Annotated in this window: 11 protein-coding genes; 4 read left to right on the top strand and 7 right to left on the bottom strand. The window is 61.5% G+C overall.

Features of this window, described 5'->3' with window-relative positions; all coding sequences use genetic code 11:
* Positions 1-153: 153 nt before the first annotated feature.
* Together GVL52_RS08500 and GVL52_RS08495 are read left to right on the top strand one after the other, a co-directional pair.
* Entirely contained in the window at positions 154-1,224 is a 1,071-nt protein-coding gene (locus tag GVL52_RS08500) for an adenylate/guanylate cyclase domain-containing protein (RefSeq protein ID WP_160005772.1), read from the top strand.
* 45 nt (positions 1,225-1,269) lie between these two features.
* Positions 1,270-2,628 (top strand): esterase-like activity of phytase family protein, encoded by a 1,359-nt coding sequence (locus tag GVL52_RS08495; RefSeq protein ID WP_160005770.1) that lies wholly within the window; start codon positions 1,270-1,272, stop codon positions 2,626-2,628.
* A 94-nt stretch (positions 2,629-2,722) separates the two neighbouring features.
* Here the strand turns inward: GVL52_RS08495 and ppx are convergent, their stop codons facing one another.
* From ppx to GVL52_RS08475, 4 genes are all read right to left on the bottom strand, one after another.
* Positions 2,723-4,246, bottom strand: coding sequence for an exopolyphosphatase (ppx, locus tag GVL52_RS08490; RefSeq protein ID WP_160005768.1), 1,524 nt, complete (start codon positions 4,244-4,246; stop codon positions 2,723-2,725).
* Between the two features lie 12 nt (positions 4,247-4,258).
* Entirely contained in the window at positions 4,259-6,463 is a 2,205-nt protein-coding gene (locus GVL52_RS08485) for an RNA degradosome polyphosphate kinase (protein ID WP_160005766.1), read from the bottom strand.
* 64 nt (positions 6,464-6,527) lie between these two features.
* Positions 6,528-7,241, bottom strand: coding sequence for a DnaA regulatory inactivator HdaA (hdaA, locus tag GVL52_RS08480; protein WP_160005764.1), 714 nt, complete (start codon positions 7,239-7,241; stop codon positions 6,528-6,530).
* Positions 7,238-8,359 carry an AI-2E family transporter gene (locus tag GVL52_RS08475; protein ID WP_160005762.1) on the bottom strand — a complete coding sequence of 374 codons (1,122 nt, stop codon included), beginning with the start codon at positions 8,357-8,359 and terminating at the stop codon, positions 7,238-7,240. Before GVL52_RS08475 ends, hdaA begins: the two co-directional genes overlap by 4 nt.
* Positions 8,360-8,604: 245 nt before the next feature.
* On the opposite strand from GVL52_RS08475, the gene purM reads away from it, so the two are divergent.
* Positions 8,605-9,678, top strand: coding sequence for a phosphoribosylformylglycinamidine cyclo-ligase (gene purM / locus GVL52_RS08470; protein ID WP_160005760.1), 1,074 nt, complete (start codon positions 8,605-8,607; stop codon positions 9,676-9,678).
* On the top strand, positions 9,675-10,349 hold the full coding sequence (gene purN, locus GVL52_RS08465; protein ID WP_160005758.1) for a phosphoribosylglycinamide formyltransferase: 675 nt from the start codon (positions 9,675-9,677) through the stop codon (positions 10,347-10,349). The genes purM and purN overlap by 4 nt, the downstream gene beginning before the upstream one ends.
* A 97-nt stretch (positions 10,350-10,446) precedes the next feature.
* Here the strand turns inward: purN and GVL52_RS08460 are convergent, their stop codons facing one another.
* The 3 genes from GVL52_RS08460 to GVL52_RS08450 all read right to left on the bottom strand — a co-directional run bounded on the left by GVL52_RS08460 (position 10,447) and on the right by GVL52_RS08450 (position 14,488).
* Complete coding sequence (locus tag GVL52_RS08460; RefSeq protein WP_160005756.1) at positions 10,447-11,610, bottom strand: alpha-D-ribose 1-methylphosphonate 5-triphosphate diphosphatase; 1,164 nt, start codon at positions 11,608-11,610, stop codon at positions 10,447-10,449.
* Positions 11,611-11,687: 77 nt separating this feature from the next.
* Complete coding sequence (locus tag GVL52_RS08455) at positions 11,688-12,287, bottom strand: NUDIX domain-containing protein (protein WP_160005754.1); 600 nt, start codon at positions 12,285-12,287, stop codon at positions 11,688-11,690.
* Positions 12,284-14,488, bottom strand: coding sequence for a molybdopterin-dependent oxidoreductase (locus tag GVL52_RS08450; RefSeq protein ID WP_200847785.1), 2,205 nt, complete (start codon positions 14,486-14,488; stop codon positions 12,284-12,286). The genes GVL52_RS08455 and GVL52_RS08450 overlap by 4 nt, the downstream gene beginning before the upstream one ends.
* Positions 14,489-14,491: the final 3 nt, after the last annotated feature.

Genomic DNA, 14,491 nt, shown 5'->3' with positions numbered 1-14,491 from the left:
CAGTTTTTCTCTCAGCCCAATTCAGAACATAACTGCGCCCTATCGCTCCCATAAATCTTTTTCGTAAGGGATATCTAATCCCTTTCGAAATGGCATGCGCACCCCTACATTCGCTGGAGTGCACATCGGCCGATTCTGAGCGAAAAGGGCCTCATGAGAGAAGTATCCCCGGTCCAGAACTGGCTTCTGATCGTGCTTGTCATGGCCGGGAGCGGCGTTCTCTATAACGTGCTGTTCTTCGAGGACAGCCGCCTGTTCATCGGTGCCATCTTCGCGCTTTGCATGGGCATGCCGATCATCGCCTTCGAGCGAAAGGTGGTGCTGCGCGGGCTTTACAGGCGCATCGAAGCGCTGCCGACCTTCACCTTTTTTCTCGCAGAACTGTTCATCTACGAAATCCTGATGAGCATCGGCTTCGCAGTTGCCGGCCTGTCGCTCTGGGGGCTCGGCGTGATCATTCCGAACTCATGGGTCGATGTGGTCATCCTGCCATTCAACGCGTTCGTCTATGCGCTCGCCGTGTGCTCGCTGATGATCTTCGTGCTTCGCGTGCGTGAACTTCTCGGGCGAGAGGTGTTCACGAGCATGCTCGTCAGCCGCTATCGCAAGCCTGTCAGTGAGGAACGTGTCTTCCTGTTCATCGACCTGGTGGATTCGACGGCCTTCGCGGAAAAGCATGGCGACTTGCGTGCACAGCAGATGCTGAGTTCGCTGTTTGCCGCCTTTGCCGAGCCCGTGCGGAAATACAAGGGCACGATCGACGACTATGTCGGCGATGCTGCGATCATCACCTGGCCGCTGCAACGCGGCGTAAAGTTCGCGCGCTGCGTGAACTGCATCTTCGACATTATCAGCGCCATCGAAGCCGATGCCGAAAACTGGCTGGAAGCCTATGGCCAAGTGCCGCGCCTGCGCGCAGCGCTGCATGGCGGCAGCATCATCACCGCCGAAATCGGCATCGATCACCACAAGATCACCTATTTCGGCGACACGATAAACACGGCGTCCCGTCTGGAATCGCTGTGCAAGACATTGAACCGATCCGTGCTGATTTCCACCGATCTCGCCCAACGGATCGAACTGCCGGACAATGTTTCGGCGGAAGATCTCGGCCACCATGCCGTCAAGGGACGCGGACAGAGTGTCGGGGTCATCGCGCTCGTCAGGGCGGATAATCGCCTTGCGTCACCAAAGCTTCACGCAGGCGTCAACGCGCCGACATAAGAGCCCTGCTAATCGAGACCCGGCATATACGCCATGGGGGTTTCGATGAAAAATACTCTGCTTGCTTCCGTTTCTTTTGTTCTTTTGATCGCCGGCTCGGCCGCGGCCGACCAGCAGCAATTCCCTGCAAAGCTCGTGAGCCAGGCTATTCTGCCGGCCAACACGATGACACCGGCGCCTGCCGATGCACCTGAATTTCTCAAGCATTCCGGCAAGTTTACCACGCCGGACCGCAAGCGTACCGAAGCGCTCGGCACCGTGCCCGGCAAGGATGGCGCCCGTATCACCGATCTGAAGCTGCCCTTCGACGGCCAGCCGATCCAGGGTTTCTCAGGCATCAAGACGATGGCTGACGGTACGTTCTGGACGCTGTCGGACAACGGCTTCGGCTCGAAGGCCAATTCCAGCGACTCCATGCTGTTCCTGCACCAGCTGAAATTCGACTGGGCGACCGGCAAGGTCGAGGTGGTGAAGAACCTGTTCCTCTCCGACCCGAACAAGAAGGCGCCGTTCCCGATCGTGCTCGAGGGCGCGGAGAAGCGTTACCTCACAGGCGCCGACTTCGACATCGAATCCATCCAGCCGGTTGCCGACGGTTTCTGGATCGGTGAAGAGTTCGGGCCGTATATCCTGAAGTTCGACGGCCAAGGCCAGCTGACCGACATCGTATCGACCGTGGTCAACGGCAAGCCGGTGTTGTCGCCTGACAATCCGACACTGTCGGTTCCTGCCAACCCGGCCGCCAAGATGCCGGTGTTCAACCTGAAGCGGTCAGGCGGTTTCGAAGGCCTTGCGATGTCGAAGGACGGAGCCAAGCTTTATGGCCTTCTGGAGGGCCCGCTGTTCCAGGACGACGGCAAGGTGGAGACGGTTGATGGCCGCACCGCGATCCGCATCATCGAGTTCGATACCGCTGCCAAGGGCTGGACCGGTCGTAGCTGGCTCTACCCACTCGAGGAGAAGGGTATTGCCATTGGCGACTTCAACATGCTCGACGACAGCACAGCACTAGTCATCGAACGCGACAACGGTGCCGGCACCAAGGACAAGGCTTGCGCCGATCCGAAGCAGCCGAAGGCCGATTGCTTCGACGCACCTGCCGAACTGAAGCGCATCTACAAGATCGAGTTCAACGATGCCAATGCCGGCAAGGCGGTTCGCAAGATCGGCTATATCGACCTGCTTGATATCAAGGACCCCGACAACAAGAAGAAGGCGGGCTCCAGGGACGGCGTCTACGACATGCCGTTCGTGACGATCGAGAACGTCGATCGCGTCGATGCCACCCATATCGTCGTCGGCAACGACAACAACCTGCCCTTCTCGGCCGGTCGCGCCATCGACAAGGCCGATGACAACGAGTTCAGCCTGCTTGAAGTCGGCGAGTTGCTGAACGCCAAGTAAATCAAGGTTCTGAAACGACAACAGCCCCTGCTCGAGAGAACGGGGGCTGTTTTGCGTGATCGTCAGGACTGCTTTCGAGATGCAGCAACGCCGCCTATTCGAAGCGGAAAGCGAGGCGCTTGTTGGTCAGCTTCGACAGTTGCTGCAGGCGGCCATCGAGGCGTTCACCGGCAAAGTCGTGGTATTCGCTCGGCACAACGAATTCGAGGTCGATATCCGGGTTGGACGAGCGCTCGAGCCTCAGATTGCGCACGATACCCGGCATCGAGGCCGAGAACAGGTAGACGACGCGCAGCATGCCGCCGAGCAGCTTGGCGCGCTCGACATATCGGGGCGTCGCGATCGTTGCCAGCGGGCCGGTGGCGCCGTCGTCGTGCAGGCCTTCGAAGCGGTAGTAGTTGGCCAGCGCGATGAAGGCGCGGCCGGGGTGGCTGATACCGACGAAGGAGGTGTGGGCGATGATGTTCAGCGCCTGCAGGCCGCGATAATCGGGATGGGCGCGCCAGCTGATATCGGCGAGCAGGCAGGCAGCCTGGCGATAGCGGGCTTCCTCCGGCGTCTCGACGACATCGAAGAACGGCATCATCCGGCCGGTCCACTCGGACAGCTCGCGGGCATGCTCGGGCGAGCGGGCACGCAGGATGGCCAGTTCACGGGCGGCTTCGATCAGCGGATCGGTGCGGCGCTCGCTGTCCGACAGCAGCGAGTAGAGATAGCCTTCGCGGACACCTTGGCCGGAGAAGGAAATTACCGAGGGTTTCATCACGCTCAGGACTTCCTTCATGGCGACAGCGCCATAGGGAAGCAGAGCGCGGCGGTATTTGGAGACCGCCATCCAGGCCGGATCTTTCGAGTCCTTGGCGGCCTCGACCTGATCGAGAAACTGCATCATCGCGTCGAGCGTGATCTCGTAGCCCTGCATCATGTGCAAGGGATAGTTGGTCATCTCCATGTGCAGCTTGGCGATGTTTCGCCACGTGCCGCCAACGGCGTAGAAGGTGCGCCCTTCCCCCTGCGACAGCAGCTTGGAGATGGTCTTCACGTGCTTGCGGGCAAAGGTGCGGGCCTTGTCCATCGAGCCGCCGGCATATTCCGACAGGCGCAGGCCGCCGAGCGGTAGCGTCACGCCCTGGCCGAGTTCCTTGCCCTTGATGTCGATAAGCTCCAGCGAGCCGCCGCCGAGATCGCCGGCGATGCCATCAGGCGTGTAGAAACCGCTGATGATGCCGAGCGCGGAGAACTTCGCCTCTTCCTCGCCGGAGAGAACGCGAACCTTGCGCTGCAGGATTGTTTCGGCGCGATGAATGAAATCGGGACCGTTGGAGGCCTCGCGCGCAGCAGCGGTCGCCAGCACGTACATGGTGGCCGCACGCGCCTGATCCGACAGCGCCTTGAAGCGATGCAGGGCAGTCAAGGCGCGTTCGACGCTGGCCTCGTCCATCTTGCCGGTCAGCGCTATGCCTTTGCCAAGACCGCAAAGAACCTTTTCGTTGAAAAGGATCGTCGGCGAGCGGGACAAGCCTTCATAGATGACAACACGGATCGAATTCGAACCGATATCGACAACGGAGACCGGGGCAATCCCTGGAAGGCGCCCCTGGGCTTCTGATTCAACCATGCAGGTCCAGTTTTATCTTTTCGCCCGGCCGGAAAGAAGGCCGGCAATCAGCTTTGGCGCACTGGATTTCAAGGCTTCGCCTCGGCCGGAAAGGCTCGGGTTGGTCATGAAATACTGTTGCGCGTTGAACGGCTCCTCGCCCTTGCGCACTTCCATGCGCCTTGACGTTCCGTCGGCCAATATCTCGTAGCTTTGTTGATTGTCAATGAGGTTGCCCAGCATGATCTGTGACAAGACCTGCTCGTGCACGGTCGGATTGGTGAGCGGCACCAGCGTTTCGACGCGACGATCGAGGTTTCTCGGCATCATGTCGGCAGAGCCGATATAGACCAGCGCCTTGTCCGACGGCAGGCCGTGACCATTGCCGAAGCAGAAGATGCGGCTGTGCTCCAAGAAGCGGCCGACAATCGACTTGACGCGGATGTTTTCGGACAGTCCGGCCACCTGCGGGCGCAGGCAGCAGATGCCGCGGATGACCAGATCGATCTCGACGCCGGCGTGGCTGGCCGTATAGAGAGCGTCGATGATCTCGGGATCGACCAGCGAGTTCATCTTCATCCAGATCGCTGCCGGCGCGCCGCTCTTGGCATGCTTGATCTCTTCGCCGATGTGGCGAAGGATGCGCGAGCGCAGCGTATAGGGCGACACAGCCAGCTTCATGCTCTCTTCCGGCTCGCCGTAGCCGGTGATGAAGTTGAAGATATTCGCCATGTCGTGGGCGATGACGGGATTGCAGGTGAAGAACGACAGGTCGGTGTAGATCTTGGCGGTGATCGGGTGATAGTTGCCGGTGCCGAGATGGCAATAGCTGCGCAGCTTGCCTTCCTCGCGGCGGACCACCAGCGACATCTTCGAGTGGGTTTTCAATTCGATGAAGCCGAAGACGACCTGCACGCCGGCACGCTCAAGGTCGCGGGCCCAGCGGATGTTGGCTTCCTCATCGAAGCGGGCCTTGAGCTCGACCAGCGCCGTCACCGACTTGCCGGACTCGGCTGCATCGATCAGCGCACGCACGATCGGGCTGTCGTTGGAGGTGCGGTATAGCGTCTGCTTTATCGCCAGAACGTCAGGATCGCGCGCAGCCTGGAGCAGGAACTGGACCACAACGTCGAAGGATTCGTAAGGGTGGTGGACCACCATGTCCTTTTCGCGGATGGCCGCGAAGCAATCGCCGGCGTGTTCGCGTACGCGTTCGGGAAATCGGGCGTTGTAGGTCGGAAAACGAAGATCGTCGCGCGGCGCCTTGGTGATCTCGGACAGCGTGTTCAGCGCCAGCAACCCCGGCAGAACCGCTACGCGGTTGTCGGGGACGTTGGTTGCCTGAACGACGAACTGGCGCAGCGATGCCGGCATTTCGGAATCGGTTTCGATGCGGATGACCGAACCGCGGCGGCGACGCTTCAGCGCGGTCTCGAAGAAGCGGACGAGATCTTCGGCCTCTTCCTCGACTTCGATATCGCTGTCGCGGATGATGCGGAAGGTACCGGAGCCTTGCACCTCGTAGCCGGGATAAAGCCGGTAGATGAAGATATTGGCGACGTCTTCGAGTGTGATGTAACGGATGGTGTTGCCATCGTCAGGCAGGCGTACGAAGCGATCCAGCGCCGGCGGCAGGCGCAGCAGTGCGGTCATCGGCTCGCGGCCGTTCTTGCTGACCAGTTGCAGGCCGATCGAAAAGCCGAGATTGGGGATGAACGGGAACGGATGGGCCGGGTCGATCGACAGCGGCGTCAGCACCGGGAAGATCGCCTGTTCAAATTCGGTCGCCAGCCAATTGCGGTCGGCTTCGCTGAGCGCGCCGGGCCGGATGATCAGGATGTCTTCCCTGGCGAGATACTGCTGCAGAACGGCGAGCGATGCCTGCTGCTCCATCTGCAGGTTGTCGATCTCCTGCAAGATCGCATCGAGCTGTTCGGCCGGCGTCTTGCCATCAGGTGTGCGGACCACGATGTTCTGGCGCACCTGCGCTTCGAGGCCGGCGACGCGGACCATGAAAAACTCGTCGAGATTGGCAGCAGAGATCGACAGGAAGCGAACGCGCTCGAGCAGCGGATGCTCGGTATTCAGCGTTTCCTCGAGCACACGGCGGTTGAACTGCAGCCAGGAGAACTCGCGGTTGATGAATCGCTCGGGACTGGAGAGCAGTTCTTCGAGCGGAGAAACGTTTCCCTTGGCTTCAGGGGTCGGTTCCTGGTGTTCCGCGACTGCACTGTCCATCGTGTGATTGTCCCTCTGTTTGCGCCAAGCCGAATATATCAGTTTCACGACGGAACTGTGACAGTCAATCGACCGGTTCTGAATTGCCCAATTCATTCAACACTTCAGCGGCCAGCGAACGGGTGATCTTGGTGCCGCGCGAGAGCGCCAGCCGGTCCAGCCGTTCGACGATCGTCTGGGCCGCATTCAGGGACCGTTCCATCCGGGCGACAATGTAGAGCACCAGTTTGTCATCTATATAAAGCTGGCGATCGGCAAACAGCTTGACGATCACCTGCGACAGCAATTCCTCATCCGGCTCGCCGATCTCGACCACGGTCGCGGCCTTCAGGCGCGAGCGCAGATCGGCCAGCTGCACCGGCCAGGACATCGGCCAGAGGCGGCTGGTCATCAGCAGGCTATGGCCATTTTCGCGGACGCTGTTGATGACATGGAACAACTCGGTGTCGTCGAAGCCGAGGCGATCGACATCTTCGAACAGGACAGGGCCATTGGCAGCGTCGATAGCGGCATTGGCACCCGATTTCGGATGGATGACGGTGGCGCCGCTATGCTCTTTCCAGATATTGGCGAGATGCGATTTGCCGGAGCCGACGGGGCCGGCCAGGATGACGACGGGCGACGGCCATTGTGGCCATGCATCGACGATCTCCACGGCTGCCGCCAACCGCTCGGAGATCAGCAGATCATCGCGCCCGGTTGCGGCATCGTGCGAAAAGGCCAAGGGCAGCTGTTCAACGGCATTGCGCCTTGAATCAGCATTCTTCACGTCAGTCATTTCCGGCCAGCTTCTATCTTGCGGGTACGACCGGTCTTTGCCTCGCCCGCATAAAGATCGCTATCAAGGTACCGCGAAAGGGCAAAGCGGACAAGCACGCCAACCGCAGCGGCAGCCGGCACTGCGACCAGGAGGCCGACGAAACCGAACAGCGCGCCGAAGGCAAACAGCGCGAACATAAGCCACACCGGATGCAGGCCGACGCTATGGCCGACAAGCTTCGGCTGCAGGATGTTGCCTTCCATGAACTGGCCGCTGAAGAAGACCGCGAGAACCGCGCCCACCCAGATATAATCCGGCCAGAACTGGACGATGGCGACGCCGAGCGCGAGGATCAGGCCGACCATCGAGCCGACATAGGGAATGAAGCTGATCAATCCGGCGAACATGCCGATCAGCAGGCCGAAATTGAGCCCGACCAGCGACAGGCCAACAGCGTACCAGATGCCGAGGATGAGGCAGAGCGAGCCCTGCCCGCGGATGAAGCCGGCGATGGCCTGGTCGATCTCGTCCATGATCTGGTGGACGTCGCTGACATAGTCGCGCGGAATATACTTGTCGACCTTGGCAATCATCCGATCCCAGTCGAGCAGCATGTAGAAGGCGACGACCGGCGTCACGACCATCAGCGAGATGACGTTGACGACGGCAAGGCCGGAGCTCCAGACCTGTGCAAACAGGCCGGTCAGCAGGCCGAAGCCCTGGGAGAGGATCTCGGAGAAGTTGTTCTTGATGGTGCCGAGCTGGCTCTTGATCCAATCCGGCAGCATCGAATTCTGCTGCTTGGCGATGAATGTCTGCAGCTGATCGATGTAACCCGGCAGACGACCGGCAAAATCGGCAAACTGGCTGGCGAGGATCGGGATCAGGATCATCAGCGCCAGCACGATGATGATGACGAAGCTGACGAGGATGACGATGGTCGCCATCAGGCGGCTGAGGCCCAGCCGCTCCAGCCGGTCTGCGATCGGATCGAGGAAGTAGGCAATCGCCATGCCGGCCAGGAACGGCAGCAGAATGGAGCTGAACACCAGGAGGAAGGCGATGAAAAAGGCAAGCACGACCAGCCAGAAGATGACTTGGCGCTTCAGACCTGCGCCGCTAATCTGCTGTGCCATACTATTCTCCGCTGATCGATCACTGCAATATGCCGCATCGCAGCGATACAGCCTTTGAGCCAAATAGGATGCAGGTGCGAGAATGGTCAACCCCGCGGCCCGAAATCCCAAACGCCTCGTTCAAAAGAGCGGGAAATTGGGGCTTTTGCCACGCAACGCCTTGCATAAACGCCCCTGTCATGCAATTGCGACCCGCATATGACGCGGGGAGATTTCCCGCCCGAAGACAGCCATCGGAGAGCAGCATGAGCCAGTCCGGAAAAAACGGCCTCACCTATAGCGACGCAGGCGTCGACATCGATGCAGGCAATCTCCTGGTGGAGAAGATCAAGCCAGCCGTGCGCTCGACACGCCGCCCCGGTGCGGATGGCGAAATCGGCGGCTTCGGCGGTCTTTTCGATCTCAAGGCCGCGGGCTTCGTCGATCCGGTCCTGGTGGCCGCCAATGACGGCGTTGGCACCAAGCTGAAGATCGCCATCGACGCGGATTATCATGACACTGTCGGCATCGACCTCGTTGCGATGTGCGTCAACGATCTGGTGGTTCAGGGCGCCGAGCCGCTGTTCTTCCTCGACTATTTCGCCACCGGCAAGCTCGACCCCGACCAGGGCGCCAAGATCGTCGAAGGCATTGCTGCCGGCTGCCGTGATGCAGGCTGCGCGCTGATCGGCGGCGAGACCGCCGAGATGCCGGGCATGTATTCCTCCGGCGACTACGACCTTGCCGGCTTCGCCGTTGGTGCGGCCGAGCGCGGCCAGCTGCTGCCGTCGGGCGACATTGCCGAAGGCGACGTCATCCTCGGCCTTGCCTCGTCAGGCGTTCACTCCAACGGCTTCTCGCTGGTGCGCAAGATCGTCGGTATCTCGGGCCTTGCCTGGGATGCGCCGGCGCCGTTCGCCGACGGCAAGACGCTCGGTGAAGCGCTGCTGACCCCGACACGCATCTATGTGAAGCAGTTGCTGAAGGCGATCCGCGAGACCAAGTCGATCAAGGCGCTGGCGCACATCACCGGCGGTGGTTTCCCCGAGAATATTCCGCGCGTTCTGCCGAAGCACCTGGCCGCCGAGATCGATCTCAGCGCCGTCAACGTTCCGGCTGTCTTCTCCTGGCTTGCCAAGACGGGCGGCGTCGAAGCCAATGAAATGCTGCGCACCTTCAACTGCGGCATTGGCATGATCGCCGTCGTCTCGGCCGAGAATGTCGCGACTGTGACTGCTGCCCTCGAAGCCGAAGGCGAGAAGGTCGTGCAGCTCGGGCGGATGATCGCCCGCGCCGAAGGTGCCGGCGGTACGCTCTACAAGGGCACGCTCGCCATATGACGACGCCGCGCAAACGCGCCGTCGTCTTCATCTCGGGCGGCGGTTCCAACATGATGGCGCTGGTGACCGCGGCGAAAGCCAGCGACTACCCGGCCGAGATCGTCGGCGTCATCTCCGACAGACCGGATGCCGGCGGGCTTGCCAAGGCGGCAGCCGAGGGCATCGCGACCTATGCCTTCGCCCGCAAGGACTATGCCAGCAAAGAAGCCCACGAAGAGGCGATCTTTGCGGCACTCGACGCGCTTTCTCCGGATATTCTCTGCCTTGCCGGCTATATGCGGCTGCTCAGCGGCACGTTCATTCAGCGCTACGAGGGAAAGATGATCAACATCCACCCCTCGCTGCTGCCATTGTTTCCCGGCCTGCACACGCATCAGCGTGCCATCGACGCCGGCATGCGGATCGCCGGCTGCACCGTGCATTTCGTCACCGAGGGCATGGATGAAGGTCCGGTGATCGGCCAGGCGGCCGTGCCTGTTCTCTCCGGCGATACAGCCGATACACTGGCATCGCGCGTTCTGAGCGTCGAGCACCAGATCTATCCGCAGGCACTTCGGCTGTTCGCCGAGGGCAAGGTGGCGATGGAAGGCGGCAAGGCCGTCAACATTGGCGCGGCCACGACGTCGGCCGCAGGCGCTCAGGTGATTTCGCTGATCGGCGACAAAGCCTGACGTTCTTGGCCTGATCGATGGCCAGTCATTCAGAACACAATTTTTGACTTTGCGATTTGGGCCCGGCAAGCGGGCCCAAACTCTTTTAGGCTGTAGCTCAGGCTGCGAGCGAGCGTGGCTGGTGCAGTGTGCCGTCGCTATAGACGAAGCGGCCGCCGCGGAAGGTGGCGCGGATGCGGTGCACGTCTCCGGCTTCCACCACCACCAGATCGGCGCGCTGGCCGATGGCGATCTCGCCGCGATCGAGAAGGCCGGCAGAGCGCGCGGCATTCTTGGTCGCCATGGCAACGGCCGTCGGCAGGCTGGTGTGTTCGGCGATCTTGAAGACGCCGGGGACGAAGGCGGCCGGGTGATAGTCGGCGGCGATCACCGACAAAAGACCGGCGCGGGCGGCATCGAGGGCGCTCAGATTGCCGGACATCGACTGGCCGCGCAGTGCGTTCGGGGCACCCATCAGCGTCCAGAGACCGCGACGGCGGGCTTCCTCGGCCGCCGGCAGCGTCACCGGGAATTCGCTGATGGTGACGCCCATCGCATGCATCTCGGCGACCTTCTCGGCACTGTCGTCGTCATGGGAAGCCAGCGACAGCTTGTGGCGCAGCGACAGATCGACGATATGCCGGAGCCTGGCTTCGATCTCGGGATTGTCGCGCATGGCGATGCGCTTGGCGACCATTTCGGCAGCGGTTTCCTCGGAGATGGCACGGCGCTCGGCGATGCTGAGGATATAGCTCTGGATGTTGTTGTACTGGCCCTGCCCCGGCGTGTGGTCGGTCAGCGACACCATATCGACCTGGCCGGCCTCGATCAGCTTTTCCAGCGCCGGTGCGGCACCGATATTGGTGATCTCGTAGCGGGCGTGGACGCGGTGATCGATCAGCAGGCTGTCCTTGAGGCGGTTGACACCTTCGATGACGGCGCAGGTGGTCTCCAGCGAACGGACGTGGCCGTAGACGCTCTCGGTGGCAAACGAGACGGCCGCGTAAGCCGTAGTGACACCGTGGGCGGCGAGCTTCTTGTCGAGTTCGTGAATGCCGAAATCGATCGGCATCATCGCGTTCGGGCGCGGCGCGATCTCGCGCTCGATCATGTCGCCATGCAGATCGACGAAGCCGGGCATCAGCAGACGGCCCTCGCCGTCAATCGCGGCACCCGTCACGGGCTCCGGCCGGATCTCGGCGATGACGCCATCCTCGATGCGAACAGAGCCGTTGTTCACGACCTCATCTGGCAGAACGATCGTGAAATTGCTGAGCCACATCGGCTTTCTCCTTGCGGGTGATCAATTATGACAAGCCGGAGCGCTTAGCCCCGATTCATGACAAGCCGATGAAAGCCCTATGGCTGATCCAAGGTACTTCTGTTGAGCACGGCCCACTGCAGCAGAATGATGGTCTTCAAATCGATGATCTCGCCGCTTTCGATCATTGCCATTGCCGCGTCGAGCGGGATTTCCACGACCTCGATATCCTCATGCTCCTCGGCCAGGCCACCGCCTTGCGAAACGCGATCGTTTGTATCGACGGTGGCTGCGAAGAAATGGATGACTTCGGTGCTGGAGCCGGGCGAGCTGTAGGCCTTGAAAAGGAAGCGGACGTCGCGGACGCGGAAGCCGGTTTCTTCCATGGCTTCGCGACGGATCGCAGGTTCGGGGTCGTCACCGTCGAGCAGTCCGGCCGGTGCCTCGAGGATCCAAGCGGGCTCGCCGTGCAACTGCAGCGGCAGGCGGAATTGCCGAACGAGAACGACGTTGCCACGCTTTGGGTCATAGAGCAGGATCGTTGCGGCCGGGGTGCGCTGGTAGACCTCCCGATAGACGCGATGGGTCTCGCCTTCGGAATCGGTGTAATCGACCGTGTAGTTGCTCAGCCGCGTCCATCCCTGCGAGAGCGTCTGATTGCGGACGATCTCGGCTTTTGCCTTTTCGAATTTCGTCATGCGGCATCCCTGCGTAGCCAAACCTTGTTGTCATGGACGGCGGCGCCACCATAGGGCGCGACCGGGTCGGCGCCGGTCAGAACATTGATACCTTCGCCGTCCACATGCGCCTTGTTCGGCCATAGGCCTTCGGCAATCAACACGCCGGGTTTCACTTCGGTCGTGATCTTGGCATGCAGGCGAACCTCGCCTCTGCTGTTGCCGACCTGAACGAGGTCGCCGTGGGCGATACCCTGGGCGTCGGCGTCGGTGAGATTGATCATCAGTTCAGGGCGGCCTTCCTTCTGGCGCGAGGTCTTGGTCTCGGTGAAGCTCGAGTTCAGGAAGTTGCGGGCCGGCGATGTGGCGAGGCGGAACGGGTGTTCAGCGTCGGCCAACTCGATGACGTCGACCTGATCGGGAAACGCCGGCAGTTCCACATGCGGGCCGAGCAAGCCGACAGCCTCAGGCGGGCGGTTCGGGGCGGGCTGGTTGGTCCAGTCGGGGCGGAAGCGGAAGCGGCCGTCCGGGTGGGCGAAGCCGTTGATGAAATGCGCTTCTTCGAAATCCGGCTGGCGGTCGAACCACTTGTGTTCGAGGAAATGGTCGTAGCCAGGCAGTTCGCTGGAACTCAGAACCCGGTCGATCATCTCGCGCGCGGTGAAGCCGAAGCCCGGGCGGTCGGCGACGCCGAGGCGCTTGGCCAGTTCCTCGATGACGAAGAGATTGGTGCGCACGGTCTCGGGCGGCTCGACCAGCTTGGGGCCAAGCAGGATGTGGTTCTGGCCACCGGCACGGTAGATGTCGTCATGCTCGACGAACATGGTGGCAGGAATGACGATATCGGCCATCTCCGCGGTGTCGGTCATGAACTGCTCATGGACGGCGACGAAAAGATCGTCGCGGGCAAAGCCGCGCTTCACCAGCCGTTGCTCGGGCGCGATGTTTACCGGGTTGGTGTTCTGGATCAGCATGGCGGTGACCGGACCGCGATGGCGCAGCGCCACGGCGTCGCCCGTCAAAGCGCGGCCGATCTGCGACTGGTCGATCATGCGGACATCCGCATCCTTCATCGACTTGCCGGTCAGTTCCGCGCTGTTCATGCGGAAGATATCGCTGTTGGAATGAAAGGCACCGCCGCCCTCGTATTGCCACGAGCCGAGGACCGTGGCGATCGATGCCGCCGCATGCATGGCGATGGCGCCGTTGCGCTGGCGGGTGAAGCCGTAGCCGAGGCGGAAGAAGGTTTTCCTGGTGGTGCCGACAAGCGCTGCGAAGGCTTCGATTTCATCGACCGAGAGGCCGGTGATATCGGCTGCCCATTGCGGCGTCTTCGTCTTCAGATGTGCCTCAAGGCCGGCGGGGTCGTCGGCGTATTTCGCCATGTAGGCGCGGTCGGCATATCCGTCGCGGAAGGCGATGTGCATGACGGCGCAGGCGAGCGCTGCATCGGTGCCGGGCTTGACGATCAGCGCCATGTCGGCCTGTTTCATCGTCGGATTGTCGTAGATATCGATGACGACGATCTTGGCGCCGCGTTCCTTGCGCGACTTGATGGCATGGGTCATGACGTTGACCTGCGTCACCACCGCATTGGTGCCCCAGATGACAACGCAATCGGTGCGGGCCATCTCGCGCGGATCCGGTCCTCTCAGCGCGCCTGTTGCCATGGTGAAGCCGGTCCAGGCCGGGTTGGTACAGATCGACGAGAAGAAGCCGGAATAGCGCTTGGCATGGCGCAGGCGGTCGATGCTGTCGCGCTGGACCCAGCCCATCGTACCGGCGTAAAAATAAGGCCAGATCGCCTCGCTGCCGTCCTTCGTTTCGGCCTTGACGAAAGCCTCGGCAATCTCATCGAGCGCGGCGTCCCAGGATATCTGCTGCCACTGCCCCGCCCCCTTCGGCCCAGCACGGCGCAGCGGGTGCATCAGCCGGTCCGGGCTGTAGAGGCGCTCGGCGTAGCGGGCGACCTTGGCGCAGATGACGCCTGAGGTGTAGCTGTGATCGTTGGCCCCGCGCACGCGGCCGATCCGACCGTCCTCGGTCAGCTCGATCTCCAGCGCGCAGGTGGAGGGACAGTCGTGCGGACAGGCCGTGTGGCCGGTCCGGATTGATGGCTTCGGGGATTTGGCTTCGATGGGGGTCGCAATGTTCATGGTATTTCTATATTCCAACCGGGAACCGGCCAAAAGCCGGAAATGACGCCCTTTACGCGAATTCATGTC

Origin of the sequence: Rhizobium sp. 18055 (genome assembly GCF_902706285.1) — a bacterium.
Lineage (GTDB): Bacteria > Pseudomonadota > Alphaproteobacteria > Rhizobiales > Rhizobiaceae > Rhizobium.
The sequence above is the reverse complement of the archived record's forward strand: the minus strand, read 5'-3'. Positions and strand labels throughout refer to the sequence as shown.